18 protein-coding genes and 1 pseudogene are annotated in these 17730 nt (G+C 69.9%); 14 read left to right on the plus strand and 5 right to left on the minus strand.

Annotation, left to right across the window (positions count from 1 at the left end):
- Positions 1-502: pseudogene (gene lysS, locus PGN37_RS24275) on the minus strand (bifunctional lysylphosphatidylglycerol synthetase/lysine--tRNA ligase LysX); the annotation flags it as partial.
- Positions 503-561: 59 nt separating this feature from the next.
- The gene (locus PGN37_RS24280) at positions 562-924 is read right to left on the minus strand and encodes a DUF1844 domain-containing protein (RefSeq protein WP_335333539.1); all 363 of its coding nucleotides are present in this window, start codon (positions 922-924) and stop codon (positions 562-564) included.
- 253 nt (positions 925-1177) lie between these two features.
- Here PGN37_RS24280 and infC point away from each other — a divergent pair, with 253 nt between their 5' ends.
- Genes infC through PGN37_RS24300 form a run of 4 tightly spaced genes read left to right on the plus strand, consistent with a single transcriptional unit; the run spans position 1178 to position 3224 of the window.
- On the plus strand, positions 1178-1792 hold the full coding sequence (gene infC / locus PGN37_RS24285; RefSeq protein ID WP_335333579.1) for a translation initiation factor IF-3: 615 nt from the start codon (positions 1178-1180) through the stop codon (positions 1790-1792).
- Between the two features lie 6 nt (positions 1793-1798).
- Positions 1799-1993: a 50S ribosomal protein L35 gene (rpmI, locus tag PGN37_RS24290; RefSeq protein ID WP_046366216.1), complete on the plus strand. Its 195-nt coding sequence runs from the start codon at positions 1799-1801 to the stop codon at positions 1991-1993.
- A 53-nt stretch (positions 1994-2046) separates the two neighbouring features.
- A complete protein-coding gene (gene rplT / locus PGN37_RS24295; protein ID WP_335333540.1) occupies positions 2047-2436 on the plus strand; it encodes a 50S ribosomal protein L20 in 390 nt (129 codons plus the stop codon).
- Positions 2437-2468: 32 nt separating this feature from the next.
- Entirely contained in the window at positions 2469-3224 is a 756-nt protein-coding gene (locus PGN37_RS24300; protein WP_335333541.1) for a TrmH family RNA methyltransferase, read from the plus strand.
- On the opposite strand, the gene PGN37_RS24305 is transcribed toward PGN37_RS24300, so the two are convergent.
- Both PGN37_RS24305 and PGN37_RS24310 read right to left on the minus strand, forming a co-directional pair.
- Entirely contained in the window at positions 3211-3990 is a 780-nt protein-coding gene (locus tag PGN37_RS24305; protein WP_335333542.1) for an SDR family NAD(P)-dependent oxidoreductase, read from the minus strand. The genes PGN37_RS24300 and PGN37_RS24305 overlap by 14 nt on opposite strands.
- A gap of 45 nt (positions 3991-4035) precedes the next feature.
- Positions 4036-5070 (minus strand): oxygenase MpaB family protein, encoded by a 1035-nt coding sequence (locus tag PGN37_RS24310; RefSeq protein ID WP_335333543.1) that lies wholly within the window; start codon positions 5068-5070, stop codon positions 4036-4038.
- Between the two features lie 134 nt (positions 5071-5204).
- Between PGN37_RS24310 and PGN37_RS24315 the strand changes: the two genes are divergently transcribed.
- Both PGN37_RS24315 and PGN37_RS24320 read left to right on the plus strand, forming a co-directional pair.
- Positions 5205-6050 (plus strand): adenylate/guanylate cyclase domain-containing protein, encoded by an 846-nt coding sequence (locus PGN37_RS24315; RefSeq protein WP_442933010.1) that lies wholly within the window; start codon positions 5205-5207, stop codon positions 6048-6050.
- Positions 6051-6058: 8 nt separating this feature from the next.
- The gene (locus tag PGN37_RS24320) at positions 6059-6910 is read left to right on the plus strand and encodes a rhomboid-like protein (RefSeq protein WP_335333544.1); all 852 of its coding nucleotides are present in this window, start codon (positions 6059-6061) and stop codon (positions 6908-6910) included.
- Here PGN37_RS24320 and PGN37_RS24325 read toward each other — a convergent pair.
- The gene (locus PGN37_RS24325) at positions 6817-8394 is read right to left on the minus strand and encodes an FMN-binding glutamate synthase family protein (RefSeq protein ID WP_442933013.1); all 1578 of its coding nucleotides are present in this window, start codon (positions 8392-8394) and stop codon (positions 6817-6819) included. The genes PGN37_RS24320 and PGN37_RS24325 overlap by 94 nt on opposite strands.
- 43 nt (positions 8395-8437) lie before the next feature.
- On the opposite strand from PGN37_RS24325, the gene pheS reads away from it, so the two are divergent.
- Genes pheS through PGN37_RS24365 form a run of 8 tightly spaced genes read left to right on the plus strand, consistent with a single transcriptional unit; the run spans position 8438 to position 17726 of the window.
- Positions 8438-9481 (plus strand): phenylalanine--tRNA ligase subunit alpha, encoded by a 1044-nt coding sequence (gene pheS / locus PGN37_RS24330; RefSeq protein ID WP_335333545.1) that lies wholly within the window; start codon positions 8438-8440, stop codon positions 9479-9481.
- Entirely contained in the window at positions 9481-11982 is a 2502-nt protein-coding gene (pheT, locus tag PGN37_RS24335) for a phenylalanine--tRNA ligase subunit beta (protein WP_335333546.1), read from the plus strand. The genes pheS and pheT overlap by 1 nt, the downstream gene beginning before the upstream one ends.
- A 55-nt stretch (positions 11983-12037) precedes the next feature.
- Positions 12038-13075 (plus strand): N-acetyl-gamma-glutamyl-phosphate reductase, encoded by a 1038-nt coding sequence (gene argC, locus PGN37_RS24340; protein ID WP_442933011.1) that lies wholly within the window; start codon positions 12038-12040, stop codon positions 13073-13075.
- Positions 13072-14286, plus strand: coding sequence for a bifunctional glutamate N-acetyltransferase/amino-acid acetyltransferase ArgJ (gene argJ / locus PGN37_RS24345; protein ID WP_335333548.1), 1215 nt, complete (start codon positions 13072-13074; stop codon positions 14284-14286). The genes argC and argJ overlap by 4 nt, the downstream gene beginning before the upstream one ends.
- Positions 14283-15155, plus strand: a complete 873-nt coding sequence (argB, locus tag PGN37_RS24350) for an acetylglutamate kinase (protein ID WP_335333549.1) — start codon at positions 14283-14285, stop codon at positions 15153-15155. The genes argJ and argB overlap by 4 nt, the downstream gene beginning before the upstream one ends.
- Complete coding sequence (locus PGN37_RS24355) at positions 15152-16327, plus strand: acetylornithine transaminase (protein WP_335333550.1); 1176 nt, start codon at positions 15152-15154, stop codon at positions 16325-16327. Before argB ends, PGN37_RS24355 begins: the two co-directional genes overlap by 4 nt.
- On the plus strand, positions 16324-17247 hold the full coding sequence (gene argF / locus PGN37_RS24360) for an ornithine carbamoyltransferase (protein ID WP_335333551.1): 924 nt from the start codon (positions 16324-16326) through the stop codon (positions 17245-17247). Before PGN37_RS24355 ends, argF begins: the two co-directional genes overlap by 4 nt.
- Positions 17178-17726 (plus strand): arginine repressor, encoded by a 549-nt coding sequence (locus PGN37_RS24365; protein WP_335333552.1) that lies wholly within the window; start codon positions 17178-17180, stop codon positions 17724-17726. Before argF ends, PGN37_RS24365 begins: the two co-directional genes overlap by 70 nt.
- The last annotated feature ends 4 nt before the right edge of the window (positions 17727-17730 follow it).

Below are 17730 nucleotides of genomic sequence, written 5' to 3' on the forward strand. Positions count from 1 at the left end.
GGGCCCAGCCGACCAGAGTGCCCACCGTCATGCCGGCGAGCAGCACGAGCGCCGCCTTGAGCAGGGCGCCTCGGCGCACGCGGGCCCAGAACTGGCGGCGCGCCAGCACAAGGCACACGACGGCGACGATGTGGAAGCCCAGACCGATGATCTCGCCGACCTTCTCGAACCAGCGTTCGCCGCCGTCGATCAGCGCGATCAGGTTCCACAGGGCGGCGGCGACCATGTAGCCGGTCAGAATCCACAGCGCGATGCGTTTGCGGGCGGCCAGGGCCGCGGCCAGCAGTATGAGCACGAACGCCCAGGCGAAGCTGGTGTCCGGGAAGTTGAAGATGTAGTCGTCGACGAACTCGCGCGGCACCTTGATGGCCAGGCGGATCAGCGGCGAGATGCTGGCCAGCAGCGACAGCGTCGCGATGACGCCGACGATCCAGCCGGCAGCGGCAGGCACCCAGCCGAAGCTGGGTGCGGGACGGGTCCTGGCAACGCCAGTGGTGGTCATAGGGCGCGAGGATAGGCGCTCACGCTGCGTCGCGGCTGCATGTTGGCCGCGCGCCGATGTCACCAGACGGGACCGGTGTACTTCTCGCCGGGGCCTTTGCCGGGTTCCTCGGGTGCGGCGCTGCCCTCGCGGAACGCCAGCTGCAGACTCTTCAGCCCGTCGCGGACCGGTCCGGCGTGCGGACCGAGGTACTCCGCCGACGCCGTCACCAGCCCCGCCAGGGCCGTGATCAGGCGTCGCGCCTCGTCGAGGTCACGGTGCGGGCTGTCGTCGGGGTCGTCTGCCGACAGACCGAGCTTCTCGGCAGCGGCGCTCATCAGCATCACCGCGGCGCGGGTGATCACCTCGACCGCGGGCACGTCGGCCAGCTCCCGCGCGGGCGGGCCGGCGTCCGATTCGGGATGTGCAGAGCTATCGGTCATGGCTGCTAGACTGGCATGCGCGACCGTCCCGGCTGACGCCAGGGACAGCAAGTGGAGTCCCAACTCCCACCGCCTGCCGACGATAGATCACAGGTAGCGCGGTCCGGTCCGGATATCGGTGACGACGTCACCGACGTCTGGCCTGGTCGGCATTGGGCCCTGCTATGAGCAGGGCTTGTTCGTTCCTATGGGGGACGTCTGCCGCCGGGGTGGGGACTCTGTGATGACAACAGGATCTACCCCGGGAGGCCCCATCAGCACTGAGACCCGCGTCAACGAGCGCATCCGCGTACCTGAAGTCCGTCTGATCGGACCGGGCGGTGAACAGGTAGGCATCGTGCGCATCGAAGATGCACTCCGCGTCGCCGCCGACGCCGATCTCGACCTCGTTGAAGTAGCGCCGGACGCCAAGCCGCCCGTGTGCAAGATCATGGACTACGGGAAGTTCAAGTACGAGACGGCGCAGAAGGCTCGCGAGTCTCGCAAGAACCAGCAGCAGACCGTCGTCAAGGAACAGAAGCTCCGTCCCAAGATCGATCCGCATGACTACGAGACCAAGAAGGGTCACGTCATCCGCTTCCTGGAAGCCGGGTCGAAGGTCAAGGTGACGATCATGTTCCGCGGCCGCGAGCAGTCGCGGCCCGAACTGGGTTTCCGCCTCCTGCAGCGTCTGGGCGCCGATGTGGCCGATTACGGCTTCGTCGAGACGTCGGCGAAGCAGGACGGCCGCAACATGACGATGGTGCTGGCGCCGCACCGCGGCGCGAAGACTCGTGCCAAGGCAGCCCACGATGCGGACGCACCGGCGCAGCAGCGCACCCCCGCGCAGCCCGCCGAAAACCAGCCCGACACATCACAGAAGAACTGAGGAAACATGCCCAAGGCGAAGACCCACAGCGGCGCTTCGAAGCGGTTCCGCAAGACCGGGACCGGCAAGATCGTCCGCCAGAAGGCCGGCCGTCGCCACCTGCTCGAGCACAAGGCGAGCAAGCGCACCCGCAGGCTCGACGGCCGCACCGCGGTGGCTGCCAACGACACCAAGCGTGTCGCGAAGATGCTCAACGGCTGATTCTTTCGGGCGCTCGCGCCCTCTCCCTTAACCAACCCAGATAGGAAACACCCATGGCACGCGTGAAGCGCGCAGTCAACGCGCAGAAGAAGCGGCGCACAGTACTCAAGGCCTCCAAGGGCTACCGCGGTCAGCGGTCGCGCCTGTACCGCAAGGCCAAAGAGCAGCAGCTGCATTCGTTGACCTATGCCTACCGTGACCGGCGTGCTCGCAAGGGCGAATTCCGCAAGCTGTGGATCTCGCGCATCAACGCCGCCGCACGGGCCAACGACATCACCTACAACCGGCTGATCCAGGGCCTCAAGGCCGCCGGCATCGAGGTGGACCGAAAGAATCTCGCCGAGATCGCCGTTAGCGACCCGGCGGCGTTCACCGCGCTGGTCGAGGCCGCCAAGGCCGCACTGCCCGAAGACGTCAACGCGCCGTCGGGTGAGGCTGCCTGACTCTGTCAGAACTCACGGATCGATCTGCCCGGGTGGTGGCGGCAGCCAAGCTGCACCGCCACACCGGGCGCCGCCGCGCCGCACGCTTTCTCGCCGAGGGACCCAACCTCGTGGAGGCAGCGCTGCGGCGCGGACTCGTTTCCGAGCTGTTCGCCACCGAAGCCGCCGCGCAGCGATTCGCCGATCTGCTGACCGGGACAACCGTCCAGCTGGTCACCGAAAAAGCCGCCAAGGCGTTGTCCGACACCGTGACTCCGGTGGGGCTCGTCGCGGTGTGCGAGCAACCGACCGTCGACCTCGACGACGTGCTGGCCTCGCGGCCGACGATGCTGGCTGTTCCGGTCGGCATCTCCGAGCCCGGTAACGCCGGCACCCTGATCCGGGTGGCCGACGCGATGGGCGCCGATGCCGTCGTGCTCGCCGGCGAGAGCGTCGACCCCTACAACGGCAAATGCCTGCGCGCCTCGGCGGGCAGCATCTTCTCGATTCCGGTTCTCTCCGAACCCGATGCGTCCCAGGTGGTCTCGCGGTTGACGGCGGCCGGTGTGCAGATCCTGGCCACCGTCCTCGACGGCGACGTGAGCGTCGACGACGTCGATGCCTCGACGCCCACCGCGTGGCTGTTCGGCCCGGAAGCGCACGGCCTGCCCGACGACGTGACCGCGCTCGCGACCGCGCGGGTGCGCATCCCGATGCTGGGGGAGGCGGAGAGCCTCAACGTCGCCTCGGCAGCCGCCATCTGCCTCTACGCATCGGCCCGCAGCCGCCGCGAGGCTACTCGGCTTTGAGCATGCGCTCCGACACCGCGAGCAGGAGCTTTCGCGGTGCCACCCGGTACCCCGAGGCGAGGATGGCGTTCTTGAGGCCGGACACGACGGTCGGCGTCGATTTGTCGAGCGCGGCAAGCGCGGTGTCGACGACCTCGGTGGCGCTCTGGCGCCCGTCGGTCATGAAGGTCTCGCCGGTGCGGTCGAAGAACTCGGTCTCTGTCGCGCCCGGGCAGAGCGCGAGGACCCGCACTCCGGTCTTGCGATTCTCCTGCCACAGGGCCTCGGTGAACGACAGCACGAACGCCTTCGTGGCACCGTAGACAGCCATGCCGGGGGTGGGCTGGAACGCCGCGGTGGAGGCCACATTGATCACTACGCCGTGGCGCCGCTCTGCCATGGCGGGCAGGAACCGCGCGGTCAGATCGACCAGGGTGCCGCAATTGAGTTGCACTGCACCGGCATTGGCGTCGGGTTCCTGGGTGTGGAACGCGCCGTGCAGGCCGATGCCGGCGTTGTTGATCAGGACGTCTACGCGGCGATCGAGCTCACCGACGCGCGCCGCCAGCTCGGCGCCGGACCCAGGGCGGGCGAGGTCGGCGGTGACGATGTCGACGACGATGCCGGGGTGACGTTCCGTCAGCCGCTGACTTAGCTGCTCGAGCCGGTCGGCGCGGCGCGCCACCAGGATCAGGTCGGCGCCGCGCGCCGCGAGCTGGACCGCGAACTCCTCGCCGATGCCGCCGCTCGCTCCGGTGATCAACGCCGTGCTGTCGGTGAATTCCACGCCCGCGCTCCTTCGATGGTCGGAGCCCCCAGTGTGTCAGGTCGGTCAGGCTGCCGTGCGGCTCCGCGGACGTCCCGGACGCAGCGCGGCCAGCGCGAAGGTGGTGTGCACCAGCGAACCGGCGCGGTCCAGAAGTGTCTTGCCGTGGGGAACGTAGTGCATGGGGAGGCCGCGGCGTTCCCGCGGCGGACCCATGAACGAGGGCGCCTCCACCAGCGGGGAGTCCGGTGGGGTCGTACCGTCGGCGCGCCGGTAGGCGGCCACCGCGCGCGGGTGCAACCGGATCTCGTCGGGTACCGCGACGAACGCCAGCTCGACCAGCTTGCCGAACAGCCGCAGCAGGACTTCGTCGCCGGGCGTCCAGCGCATGCCGGCCTTCTCCCGCACCGCGGGGTCGAAGAGCCCCGCCGCGATCCAGCGTTGCGCGCCGACCATCGGTTTGAACATCTGGTCCCACAGCGGCGTCGGCATCAGGACGAAGCGGGGCTTGGGGATGCGGATCGAGAAGATGTCGCGAGTGGCGCGGTTGATCTCGAGATCCTCGCGACACGTCCGGTCCCAGTACTCGCAGAACTCCTCCCACGAGCCGGGGACCGGCCGCATGCTCATGCCGTACATGCGATACCACTGGACGTGTTCGTCGAACAGTTGCCGCTTCTCGGTGTCGGTCAGGCCGCCGCAGAAGTACTCGGCCGTCTTGATGATCAGCATGAAGAACGTGGCGTGCGCCCAGTAGAACGTGTCGGGGTCCAGCGCGTGGTAGCGGCGGCCCGACGCGTCGACCCCCTTGATGGTGGCGTGGTAGCCCTTGATCTGCGCGCCGGTCTGGGCGGCGCGTTCACCGTCGTAGACGACGCCCATGATCGGGTAGACCGAGCGGGCGACCCGCTGTAGCGGCTCTCTCAGCAGGATCGAATGATCCTCCACGCCCGCCCCGAGGGCGGGATACATGTTCTGGATCGCGCCGATCCACACGCCGAGCATCCCCGTGCGGACGTCGCCGAAGTACTTCCACGTCAGCGAGTCCGGGCCCAGCGGGTCCGATGCCGAGGTGCGCGGGGCCGTCGCCGGTGATCGCATCACCTCACGCTAACGACTGACAACGGCCGTTGTCTACGGGTGGTCCGTCCCCGTTATCGGCCCGCCATCGCACGGTCGCACGCGTGTGACCTGGTCGTTCAGTGGCGTCGACCGGCTCGATTACGCTGACCGCTGTGGAGGACAGTGAGGCGTCGGGGCCGCTGACGTGGCTACGCACTGTGAACCACCATGCGGGAGCCGTGGCTTTTCTCCGCCGCGCCCGCCGGGCATTGCCCGGAGACCCCGAGTTCGGCGATCCGCTGTCGGTCGCGGGCGTGGGCGGTCCGCGCGCGGCCGCTCGAGCGGCTGACCGTCTGCTGGAACGCGAGGCGCTGACCCGCGAGGTGAGCCTGGGCGCGCTGCAGGTGTGGCAAGCGCTCACCGAGCGGGTGTCGGGCCGGCCGGCCAACGACGAGGTGACGCTCGTCTTCACCGATCTCGTCGCGTTCTCCGCCTGGTCACTGCGCGCCGGCGACGACGCCACGCTGCGGTTGCTGCGCCGCGTCGCCCAGGTGGTGGAACCGCCGCTGCTGCAGGCCGGCGGACACATCGTCAAACGCATGGGCGACGGGCTCATGGCGGTCTTCGCCGATCCCTCCACCGCGCTGACTGCGGTGCTGGAGGCCAGAGAGGCCATCAGGACCGTCGAGCTCGACGGTTACACGCCCCGCATGCGGGTGGGCGTCCACACCGGCCGCCCACAGCGGATCGGCGCCGACTGGCTGGGCATCGACGTGAACCTGGCGGCCCGGGTGATGGAACGCGCAACCCGCGGTGAACTGGTGGTGTCGGCCGCCACGCTGGAGCGCATCCCGGACGAGGAGCTCGACCGTCTGGGCGTGTCCGCAAAACGGCTCCGCAAGCCCGTCTTCACGGGCAAACAGGACGGCGTGCCGGACGACTTCGTGATGTACCGGCTGAGAACTCGCAGGCAGTTCGCAGGAAACGAGGACGAGGACGGCGCCGCGTCCGGCGCATAGTGGATGTGGTGCAGTCCGGATTCCTGGTCGGCCTCCGCCGGGCGCGGTTCACGCTGAGCTACGCCGTCGTGGTGTCGGCTGTCACCACCGCCATGGTGCGCATGGATCCGGCGATGCACGAGGCGTTGATCCGCCACGCCAGCACCAACCTGCACAACCTGAGCCGAGGCCGGTTCGGGACGTTGATCAGCAGCGCTTTCGTCGTCGACGCCGGCCCGATCTACCTGTGGCTGCCGGGCCTGGTCTGCCTGCTTCTGGTGGCGGAGTTGACCCTCGGCGGCGGCCGGACCGCTCTCACTTTCGCGACGGGCCACGTCGGGGCGACGCTGCTGGTGGCTGTCGGACTGGTGGCCGCCGTCAAGCTCGACTGGCTGTCGGCCTCGATCGCCCGGGCCTCCGACGTCGGCATGAGCTACGGGGCGATGGCCGTGGTCGGGGTGCTCACCGCGGCCCTTCCCACCCGATGGCGCGCGGCCTGGATCGGATTCTGGTGCGCCGCGGCGGTTGTGGTGGTGACCGGTGGCGGTGGGTTCACCGACATCGGGCATGCGGTGGCGCTGGCCCTCGGCATGCTCGTCTCGACGCGACTGCACGCACGCGCGCGCTGGTCCGTGCCGACGGCAGCCCTGCTGTGCGTCGGAGCCGCATTCGCGTTCCTGATGCTCGCCGACGGTCTCGTCGGGGTCGTCGAGGGCGCCGCCTGGGGCACCGCGGGGGCACTCGCGGCCGCCGGTGTCGAGCGCCTACGGCGCTCTGAACCGCTGCGTCAGACGAACTCGTCGGCAGATGCTGTCACCCAGTCCGAGCGCCACGACTGCGGCGGGTCCTCGAGCAGCTCGCCGGAAGCCAGCCACTCGTAGATCTCGGCGTAGGTGCCGGTGCGCTGACCTTCGATACGCCGGTTCAGCATGGCCGGCGACAGCTCGTGAAAACCGTTGAGCCCCATGGAGGCAACGATTTGTGCAGCACTCTGGACCGTGGCGCGCTGGAAGTTGACCACCCGGGCGGTCTTGTCGGTGACATCGAGAGCACGGCTGCGGGCGGGATCCTGAGTGGCCACGCCCGTCGGGCAGCGATTGGTGTGGCACTTCAGCGCCTGGATGCAGCCGACGGCGAACATCATCGCGCGGGCGGCCATCGTGAAGTCGGCGCCCTGACAGACGCGGCTGACGATGTCGACCCCACTGGCGACCTTGCCTGACGCACCGACCGCGATCCGATCGCGCAACCCGGTGCCGACGAGGCAGTTGTGCACGAGCATCAGCCCCTCGGTCAGCGGCATCCCGACGTGGTCCTCGAACTCCTGTGGGGCCGCACCGGTTCCGCCCTCGGCGCCGTCGACGATCACGAAATCGGGGGTGATCCCGGTGGCCAGAAAGCCCTTGCACAGCGACAGGAACTCGGTGCGGGCTCCGACGCACAGCTTGAAGCCGACGGGCTTGCCCCCGGAGGCGCGCCGCAGCGCCGCGATGAAGTGCGCGAACTCCACCGGCGTGCCGAACGCGGTGTGCGCCGGTGGCGAGACGACGGTGCGCCCCACCGGAACCCCGCGGGTCTCGGCGATCTCGGGACTCACCTTGGCACCCGGCAGCACGCCGCCCAGCCCGGGCTTGGCGCCCTGGGACAGCTTGATCGAGATCGCCTTCACCGCGGGAAGTGCCGCCTTCTCGGTGAACTGGGCGGCGTCGAAGCGCCCCTCGGTGTCTCTGCATCCGAAGTAGCCCGACCCGATCTCCCAGATCAGATCTCCGCCGCCGGCGAGGTGATAGGGGCTGATGCCACCCTCACCGGTGTCATGGGCGAATCCACCGCGAGCGGCGCCGGTGTTCAGCGCCGTGATGGCGTTGGCCGACAGCGCTCCGAAACTCATGGCCGACACGTTGAGCAGCGCGATGTCGTAGGGCTGCGTGCAATCCGGGCCGCCGAGGCGGACCCGCGGGTCGAGCTCGTCGGCGAACCGCGCGCGCAGCGAGTGGCGCAGGAACTCGTAGCCGAGCGCGGTGACATCGCGTTCGGTGCCGAACGGTTCGTCGCCCTTGGTGCCCTTCGCCCGCTCGTACACCAGGTCCCGGGTCTCGCGGTCGAACGGTGTCGCCTCGATGTTCGACTCGATGAAGTACTGCCGGACCTCCGGACGGATCATCTCCATCAGGAACCGCACGTGGCCGATGATCGGATACAGGCGAAGGATCGTGTGCCTGCGCTGGATCAGGTCCCACGAACCGAGGAGCGCGAGCGCCAGCAGCACGGCCGCGGTAACGCCCCACCCCGCATGCGAGAGCACGGCCAGCGCCGCCGCGCCCGCCGCGAGCAGCCAGATTCCTGCGATCACCAGCGGCCGCATCACCACGGCGTGAGGGTAACGCGCCATCGCCTATGATCGCCGGGTGGCTGATCAGCCAGGGAAACTCACCGACGACGCGTTGACCGATGCGGTCAGCGCAGCCGGGCGCGCCTTCGCCGAGGCGGCGACCCTCGACGACCTCGCGCGCGCGAAAACCGAACACCTCGGGGACCGGTCTGCGATCGCGCTGGCCCGCCAGGCGCTGGGCAGCCTGCCCAAGACCGAGCGGGCCGACGCGGGCAAGCGGGTCAACGTCGCGCGGACCGCCGCGCAGAGCGCATACGACGAGCGCTTGGTCGCGCTGCGCGCCGAACGCGACGCCGCGGTGCTCGTGGCCGAGCGCATCGACGTGACACTGCCGTCCACGCGGCAACCGATCGGCGCCCGGCATCCCATCACGATCCTTGCCGAGCGCGTCGCGGACACGTTCGTCGCGATGGGGTGGGAGCTGGCCGAAGGCCCCGAGGTCGAGACCGAGCAGTTCAACTTCGACGCGTTGAACTTCCCGCCCGATCACCCCGCCCGCAGCGAGCAGGACACCTTTCACGTGGCGCCCGACGGCTCCCGGCAGGTGCTGCGCACCCACACCTCCCCGGTACAGATCCGCGCGCTGCTCGACCGCGAACTGCCCGTCTACATCGTCTCGATCGGCCGCACCTTCCGCACCGACGAACTCGACGCCACCCACACACCGGTCTTCCACCAGGTGGAGGGACTGGCCGTCGACAGAGGACTGACCATGGCGAACCTGCGCGGCACGCTGGACGCGTTCGCGCGCGCCCAGTTCGGGCCGCAGGGGCGGACCCGGCTGCGGCCGCACTTCTTCCCGTTCACCGAGCCGTCGGCCGAGGTCGACGTCTGGTTCCCCGACAAGAAGGGTGGGCCCGGCTGGGTGGAGTGGGGCGGTTGCGGCATGGTGAACCCGAATGTGTTGCGCGCGTGCGGTATCGACCCCGAGGAGTACTCGGGTTTTGCATTCGGCATGGGATTGGAGCGCACGCTGCAATTCCGCAATGGCATCCCGGACATGCGTGACATGGTCGAAGGTGACGTGCGCTTCTCGCTGCCGTTCGGGGTGGGCGCCTGATGCGCCTTCCCTACAGCTGGCTGCGCGACGTCGTGGCGGCCGGAGCTCCGGGCTGGGACGTGACGCCCGAGGACCTCGAGCAGACGCTGATCCGGATCGGCCACGAGGTCGAGGAGATCATCCCCGTCGGACCCGTGCGCGGACCGTTGGCCATCGGCCGGGTCGTCGCCATCGAGGAACTCACCGAGTTCAAGAAGCCGATCCGTGCGGTCAAGGTCGACGTCGGCTCGCAGAACCTCGACGGCGAGCCACGCGACATCGTCTGCGGTGCAACCAACTTCGCGGTCGACGATCTCGTCGTGGTGGCGCTGCCCGGCACCGTGCTGCCCGGCAAGTTCACGATCGCCACGCGCAAGACCTACGGACGCACCTCCGACGGCATGATCTGCTCGTCGGCCGAGCTCAACCTCGGCGCCGACCATTCCGGCATCCTGGTGCTCCCGCCGGGCACCGCTGCACCCGGAGACTCCGCCCACGAGGTCTTGGGGCTCGACGACGTGGTGTTCCACCTCGCGATCACCCCCGATCGCGGCTATTGCCTGTCGGTGCGCGGCCTGGCCCGCGAGATCGCCAACGCCTACGACCTCGACTACGTCGATCCGGCGCTCGAGGTGCCCGCGCTGCCCAGCGAGGGTGAGGCGCTGCCGGTGGTCATCGATCCCACGGCCGGCGTCCAGCGCTTCACGCTGCGCCCCGTGACCGGCATCGATCCGAGCGCCGTCTCTCCGTGGTGGCTTCGACGCCGCTTGCTACTCAGCGGGATTCGCGCGATCTCCCCGGCCGTCGACGTGACCAACTATGTGATGCTCGAGCTCGGGCAACCCATGCATGCCCACGACCACAGCTTGATCCACGGCGGCTTCCGGGTGCGTTTCGCGGAGCCGGGGGAGACCGTCGTCACGCTCGACGACGTCGAGCGCCGACTCGACCCGGCCGACGTGCTGATCGTCGACGACGTCGACACGGCTGCCATCGGCGGTGTCATGGGCGCCGGCACCACCGAGGTTCGCGACAGCACCACCGACGTCCTGCTCGAAGCCGCGGTCTGGGATCCGGCCGCAGTGTCGCGCACCCAGCGTCGACTCCGACTGCACAGCGAGGCCGGTCGTCGCTACGAACGCACCGTCGACCCCGCGATCTCCGTCGCCGCGCTCGACAGGGGAGCCGCTCTGCTGGCCGAGATCGCCGGTGGCACAGCGCAACCGACGCTCACCGACTGGCGGGGTGAACCGCCGCGGCAGGACTGGTCGCCGGCGCCGGTCCGCATGCCCGTCGACCTGCCCGACCGCATGGCCGGGGTCGAGTACCCGGCCGGGGCCGCGCAGCACCGACTGACCCAGATCGGCGCGACGGTCACCGTCGACGGCGACGAGCTCACGGCCGTACCGCCCAGCTGGCGCCCCGACCTGCGGGAGCCCGCGGATCTGGTCGAAGAAGTGATGCGCCTCGAGGGGCTCGACGTCGTCCCCTCGGTGCTGCCCGCCGCGCCCGCTGGGCGTGGCCTGACCCCGGTGCAGAAGCGGCGCCGGGCGATCGGAAAGGCCCTCGCGCTCGGCGGCTACGTCGAGATCCTGCCGACGCCGTTCCTGCCCGCGGGAATCTTCGACCAGTGGGGGCTGCCGGCCGACGACCCGCGCCGCAACACCACCCAGGTGCTCAACCCACTGGAGTCCGACCGGCCGGCGCTGGCCACGACGCTGCTCCCCGGCCTGCTGGAAGCGTTGAGCCGCAACGTCTCCCGCGGCGCCGCCGACGCGGCGCTGTTCGCACTGGCGCAGGTCGTCGAACCCACCACCGCGACGCGCGCCGTGGACCGCATCCCCACCGACCGGCGCCCCACCGGCGAGGAGATCGCGACGCTGGACGCGTCGCTGCCCCGCCAGCCCCAGCACGTCGCCGCGGTGCTGACCGGACTGCGTGAACCTGCCGGCCCGTGGGGTCCCGGACGTCCCGTCGAACCGTTCGACGCCTTCGAGGCGGTCCGGATCGTCGGTAGGGCAGCGGGCGTCGAGTTCACCCTGCGCGCGGTCGACCACCTGCCCTGGCACCCCGGCCGGTGCGCCGCGGTGTGTCTCGGCGACACCGTCGTCGGGCACGCCGGGCAGTTGCACCCCGCAGTGATCGAGCGCTCCGGTCTGCCCAAGGGCACCTGTGCGGTGGAGTTGGACCTCGACGCGGTGCCGATCACCGAGCTGCTTCCGGCCCCACGCGTCTCACCGTTCCCCGCGGTGTTCCAGGATGTCGCGCTCGTCGTCGACGACGAGGTGCCGGCGCAGCAGGTCGTCGACGCGGTGCGCGACGGTGCGGGCGACCTCCTCGAAGACGTCCGGCTCTTCGACGTCTACACCGGGCCGCAGGTCGGCGAGGGCCGCAAATCGCTGGCGCTCGCGCTGCGCTTCCGGGCCGACGACCGGACGTTGACCGAGGACGAGGCCAGCGCCGCACGAGATGCGGCAGTGTCCGCCGCAGCCGCCGCGGTCGGCGCGCAGCAGCGGCGCTGACCAGCAGTAATAATGAATTTGCATGTTTCTGCATAAGCATGCAAAGATCGATCACATGACATCCGTCGCCGTGGCCGGAGCCAGCGGATACGCCGGAGGAGAGATCCTGCGGCTGCTGCTCGGGCACCCCGCCTACGCGCAGGGCACACTCACCCTCGGAGCGCTCACCGCTGCGGCGAGCGCCGGGACCGCACTCGCTGACCACCACCCCCACCTCTTGCCGCTCGCCGATCGTGTCCTCGAGCCGACCGAGGTCGAGGTGCTGGCGGGTCACGACGTCGTGTTCCTCGGTCTGCCGCACGGCCACTCCGCCGCATTGGCCGAGCAGTTGGGCCCCGACACGGTGATCATCGACTGCGGCGCGGACTTCCGGCTCACCGACGCCAGCGCATGGGAACGCTTCTACGGCTCCGACCATGCGGGTAGTTGGCCCTACGGGCTGCCCGAATTGCCCGGCGCGCGTGACCGTCTGCGCGGCGCCACCCGGATCGCAGTCCCCGGCTGCTATCCCACTGCTGCGCTGCTGGCGCTCTGGCCCGCGGTGGCGGCGGGGCTCGTCGAGCCGGCCGTGACCGTCGTGGCGGTCAGCGGCACCTCCGGTGCGGGCCGGGCCGCCAAGGTCGACCTGCTGGCCGCCGAGGTGATCGGCTCGGCGCGGGCGTACAACGTGGGCGGCAAGCATCGGCACACTCCCGAGATCGCCCAGGGCCTGGCTGCAGTGGCCGCCGGCGCGGACGTATCGGTGTCGTTCACCCCGGTGCTGATCCCGACGGCCCGCGGCATCCTGGCAACCTGCACCGCACGCACCCAGGCGTCGGTGTCGGATCTGCGCGCCGCCTACGAAAAAGCCTACGATGCCGAGCCTTTCGTGCATCTGCTGCCCGAGGGGCGGCTGCCGCAGACCGGTGCCGTGGTGGGTGGCAACGCCGCCCAGCTCGCGATCGCCGTCGACACCGATGCGCAGACGTTCGTCGCGATCGCCGCGATCGACAACCTGGTCAAGGGCACAGCGGGTGCGGCCGTGCAGTCGATGAACCTCGCGCTGGGCTGGACCGAGACCGATGGACTGACGACTGTGGGAGTGGCTCCGTGACCGATCTGGCCGACAGCGCCCGGCTGCTGCGCACGCAGGGGGTGACGGCGCCCGCTGGGTTCCGGGCGACGGGGATCGCCGCAGGCATCAAGGCATCCGGCAAACTCGACCTCGCGCTGGTCTTCAACGAAGGCCCCGATCACGGCGCGGTCGGGGTGTTCACCCGCAACAAGATCAAGGCTGCGCCGGTGCTGTGGTCGACGCAGGTGCTCACCACCGGTCGGCTGCGCGCGGTGATCCTCAACTCCGGGGGCGCCAACGCCTGCACCGGCCCGGCCGGTTTCCAGGACACGCATGCGACCGCGGAGGCGGTCGCGGCGGCGCTGTCGGACTGGGGCACCGAGACAGGAGCGATCGAGGTCGCGGTGTGCTCGACCGGCCTGATCGGTGATCGCCTCCCGATGGACAAGGTGCGCGCCGGCGTGACCGAGATCGTGCACGAGATGGCCGGCGGCCTCACCGGTGGGGAAGAGGCGGCGCGCGCGATCATGACCACCGACACCGTGCCCAAACAGGTTGCGCTGCACCACCAGGACCGGTGGACCGTCGGCGGTATGGCCAAGGGGGCGGGCATGCTCGCGCCGTCGCTCGCCACCATGCTCTGCGTGCTGACCACCGATGCGGTGGCCGACGCCGCCGCGTTGGACCGTGCGCTGCGCCGCGCGACCGCGGCCACGTTCGACCGGCTCGACGTCGACGGCAGTTGCTCCACCAACGACACGGTGCTGCTGCTGTCGTCGGGGGCATCGGAGATCGCACCGAGTCAGGACGACCTCGACGCCGCGGTGCTCGCCGTCTGCGAGGACCTCTGCGCGCAGCTGCAGGCCGACGCCGAAGGCGTGACCAAGCGGATCACCGTCACCGTCACCGGGGCGGAGACCGAGGACGACGCCGTCACGGCTGCCCGGGTGATCGCCCGCGACAGCCTGGTCAAGACCGCGCTGTTCGGCTCCGACGCCAACTGGGGTCGGGTGCTCGCCGCGGTGGGTATGGCGCCGGTGCCGTTGGACGCCGACCGGATCACCGTGTCCTTCAACGGCTTTCCGGTCTGCGTCGACAGCGTGGGGGCGCCCGGCGCGCGCGAGGTCGACCTCACCGGTGAGGACATCGTGGTCGCGGTGGATCTGGGGGTGGGCGCCGCCTCTGCCTCGATCCGCACCACTGATCTGTCGCACGCCTACGTCGAAGAGAATTCGGCATACAGCTCATGAGCATCGCCACTTCGCAGAAGGCAATGGTGCTCGCCGCCGCGCTGCCCTGGCTCAAGGCGCTGCACGGCAAGATCGTCGTGGTCAAGTACGGCGGGAACGCGATGACCGACGACACCCTCAAGGCGGCGTTCGCCGAGGACATGGTCTTTCTGCGCAACTGCGGCGTGCATCCGGTGGTCGTCCACGGAGGCGGCCCCCAGATCAGCGCGATGCTCAAGAAGCTCGGTATCGCAGGGGAATTCAAGGGCGGGTTCCGCGTCACCACCCCCGAGGTGCTCGACGTCGCCCGCATGGTGCTGTTCGGTCAGGTCGGCCGCGAACTGGTCAACCTGATCAACGCGCACGGGCCCTACGCCGTCGGCATCACCGGCGAGGACGCGCACCTGTTCACCGCGGTGAGGCGCAGTGTGCTCGTCGACGGGGTGGCCACCGACATCGGCCTCGTCGGCGACGTCGAGAAGGTCAGCACCGACGCGGTGCGCGATCTCATCGCCGCCGGGCGCATCCCCGTCGTGTCGACGATCGCGCCGGACGCCGAGGGGCTCGTGCACAACATCAACGCCGACACCGCTGCGGCCGCCCTGGCCGAGGCGCTGGGCGCGGAGAAGCTGCTGATGCTCACCGACGTCGAAGGGCTCTACACCAGCTGGCCCGACCGCGGGTCCCTGGTCGGCGAAATCGATTCCGCCGCTTTGACGCAACTGCTCCCGACGTTGGAGGAGGGCATGGTGCCCAAGATCGAGGCATGCCTGCGCGCGATCAACGGCGGTGTCCCCAGTGCGCACGTCATCGACGGCCGCGTCGAACACTGCGTGCTGGCCGAACTGTTCACCGACGAGGGCGCGGGAACGAAGGTGGTGCCGCTATGACCGATACGCTTCTCGACCGCTGGTCTGCGGTGATGATGCACAACTACGGCACCCCGCCGGTGGCGCTGGCCAGCGGAGCTGGCGCCGTCGTCACCGACGTCGACGGCAAGTCCTATGTCGATCTGCTCGGCGGCATCGCCGTCAACGTGCTGGGCCACGGCCATCCCGCGGTCATCGAGGCTGTGCACCGGCAGATGAGCACGCTCGGTCACACCTCGAACCTCTACGCCACCGAGCCGGGGATCGCCCTGGCCGAAGCGCTGGTCGGCCACCTCGGGGCGCCCGCCCGGGTGTTCTTCGCCAACTCCGGAACCGAGGCCAACGAGGTCGCGTTCAAGATCACCCGGTTGACGGGACGCACCAAACTCGTTGCCGCCGAGGGCGCTTTCCACGGCCGGACCATGGGGTCGCTGGCGCTGACCGGCCAGCCCACCAAGCAGGCGCCCTTCGAGCCGCTGCCCGGTGACGTCACGCACGTGCCCTACGGCGACGTCGAGGCGTTGCGCGCGGCCGTCGACGACGAGACGGCCGCGGTCTTCCTCGAACCGATCATGGGCGAGGGCGGCGTCGTCGTCCCGCCGGCGGGCTACCTGGTCGCCGCGCGGGAGATCACCGCGCGGCACGGCGCCCTGCTGGTGCTCGACGAGGTGCAGACGGGGATCGGACGGACCGGAGCGTTCTACGCGCACCAGCACGACGGCATCACCCCCGACATCGTCACGCTGGCCAAGGGGCTCGGCGGCGGGCTGCCCATCGGGGCGTGCCTGGCCATCGGACCGACCGCCGAGCTGCTGACCCCCGGCCTGCACGGCAGCACCTTCGGGGGCAACCCGGTGTGCACCGCGGCGGCACTGGCCGTCCTGAAGGTGCTCGCCGACGAGGGCCTCGTCGAGCGCGCCGACGTGCTGGGCAAGACGCTGAGCCACGGCATCGAGGCACTCGGACATCCGCTGGTCGACCACGTCCGCGGTCGCGGACTGCTGCGCGGCATCGTGTTGACCGCCGAGGTCGCCAAGCCGGTCGAGGCCGCGGCCCGCGACGCCGGCTTCCTCGTCAATGCCGCTGCGCCGCAGATCGTCCGGCTCGCCCCACCGCTCGTGCTCACCGACGAGCAGGCGGAGTCGTTCGTCGCCGCGCTGCCGGCCATCCTCGACGCGGCGAGCCAGCTGTGATCCGGCATTTCCTGCGCGACGACGATCTGAGCCCGGCCGAGCAGGCCGAGGTGCTGGCGTTGGCCGCCGAGCTCAAACGGGAGCCGTTCAGCCGCCGGCCGCTAGAGGGGCCGCGCGGTGTCGCGGTGATCTTCGAGAAGAACTCCACCAGAACGCGGTTCTCGTTCGAGATGGGCATCGCCCAGCTCGGGGGGCACGCCGTCGTCGTCGACGGACGCAGCACCCAGCTGGGGCGGGAGGAGACGCTGGAGGACACCGGAGCGGTGCTCTCCCGCTACGTCGACGCGATCGTGTGGCGTACCTTCGCGCAGGAGCGACTGACCGCGATGGCCTCCGGTTCCAGCGTTCCGATCGTCAATGCGCTGTCCGACGAATTCCACCCCTGCCAGGTGCTCGCCGATCTGCAGACGCTCGCCGAGTGGAAGGGTGGCCTGAACGGCTTGCGGCTCAGCTACTTCGGCGACGGCGCCAACAACATGGCCCACTCGCTGATGCTGGGCGGCGTCACCGCCGGCGTGCACGTGACGATCGCCGCGCCGCGTGGCTTCGCTCCGCACCCGATGTTCGTCGCGGCCGCCGAGGCCCGCGCCCACCAGACCGGCGCCACGGTGACGGTGACCGACGATCCGCGGGCGGCCGCCGCGGGAGCCGACGTGCTGGTGACCGACACATGGATTTCGATGGGCCAGGAGAACGACGGTCTCGACCGAGTCCGGCCGTTCCGCCCGTTCCAGGTGAACGCGGAATTACTCGGCCAGGCTGATTCGGAAGCTGTTGTGCTGCATTGTCTTCCGGCTCACCGGGGACACGAGATCACCGACGAGGTGATCGACGGGCCGCGCAGCGCGGTGTGGGACGAGGCCGAGAACCGGCTGCACGCGCAGAAAGCGCTGCTGGTGTGGCTGCTGGAGAATTCGTGACCGCCTCCACCCGCGCGGGCCGGCAGGCGCGCATCGTCGCGCTGCTGTCCGCGCAGCCGGTGCGTAGCCAGGGGGAGTTGGCGGCGTTGTTGTCCGCCGACGGTATCGAGGTGACGCAGGCGACGCTGTCGCGCGACCTCGAAGAGCTGGGCGCGGTCAAGCTGCGAGGCGCCGACGGTGGCGGTGGCCAGTACATCGTTCCCGAGGACGGCAGCCCGGTGCGCGGGGTGAGCGGTGGCACCGAGCGGGTGTCGCGGCTGCTGGGAGACCTGCTGGTCGCCACCGACGCCAGCGCCAACCTCGCGGTGCTGCGCACACCCCCCGGTGCCGCGCACTATCTGGCCAGTGCGATCGACCGGGCCGCACTGCCGTACGTCGTCGGCACCATTGCCGGCGACGACACGATCTTCGTCATCGCGCGTGAGCCGATGACCGGGGCTGAACTCGGCGAGGCTCTGGAGAGCCTCGCCAAAGCGTGACACG

The organism is Mycobacterium kyogaense (genome assembly GCF_036946525.1).
GTDB classification, from domain to species: Bacteria; Actinomycetota; Actinomycetes; order Mycobacteriales; family Mycobacteriaceae; genus Mycobacterium; species Mycobacterium kyogaense_A.

Excerpts from the sequence above, each read along its gene's own strand:
- pheT (WP_335333546.1), top strand. The coding sequence starts at position 9,481 with ATGCGCCTTCCCTACAGCTGGCTGCGCGACGTCGTGGCGGCCGGAGCT.
- rplT (WP_335333540.1), top strand. The coding sequence starts at position 2,047 with ATGGCACGCGTGAAGCGCGCAGTCAACGCGCAGAAGAAGCGGCGCACA.
- PGN37_RS24310 (WP_335333543.1), bottom strand. The coding sequence starts at position 5,070 with ATGCGATCACCGGCGACGGCCCCGCGCACCTCGGCATCGGACCCGCTG.
- argC (WP_442933011.1), top strand. The coding sequence starts at position 12,038 with ATGACATCCGTCGCCGTGGCCGGAGCCAGCGGATACGCCGGAGGAGAG.
- PGN37_RS24355 (WP_335333550.1), top strand. The coding sequence starts at position 15,152 with ATGACCGATACGCTTCTCGACCGCTGGTCTGCGGTGATGATGCACAAC.
- rpmI (WP_046366216.1), top strand. The coding sequence starts at position 1,799 with ATGCCCAAGGCGAAGACCCACAGCGGCGCTTCGAAGCGGTTCCGCAAG.
- argB (WP_335333549.1), top strand. The coding sequence starts at position 14,283 with ATGAGCATCGCCACTTCGCAGAAGGCAATGGTGCTCGCCGCCGCGCTG.
- PGN37_RS24325 (WP_442933013.1), bottom strand. The coding sequence starts at position 8,394 with ATGCGGCCGCTGGTGATCGCAGGAATCTGGCTGCTCGCGGCGGGCGCG.
- PGN37_RS24280 (WP_335333539.1), bottom strand. The coding sequence starts at position 924 with ATGACCGATAGCTCTGCACATCCCGAATCGGACGCCGGCCCGCCCGCG.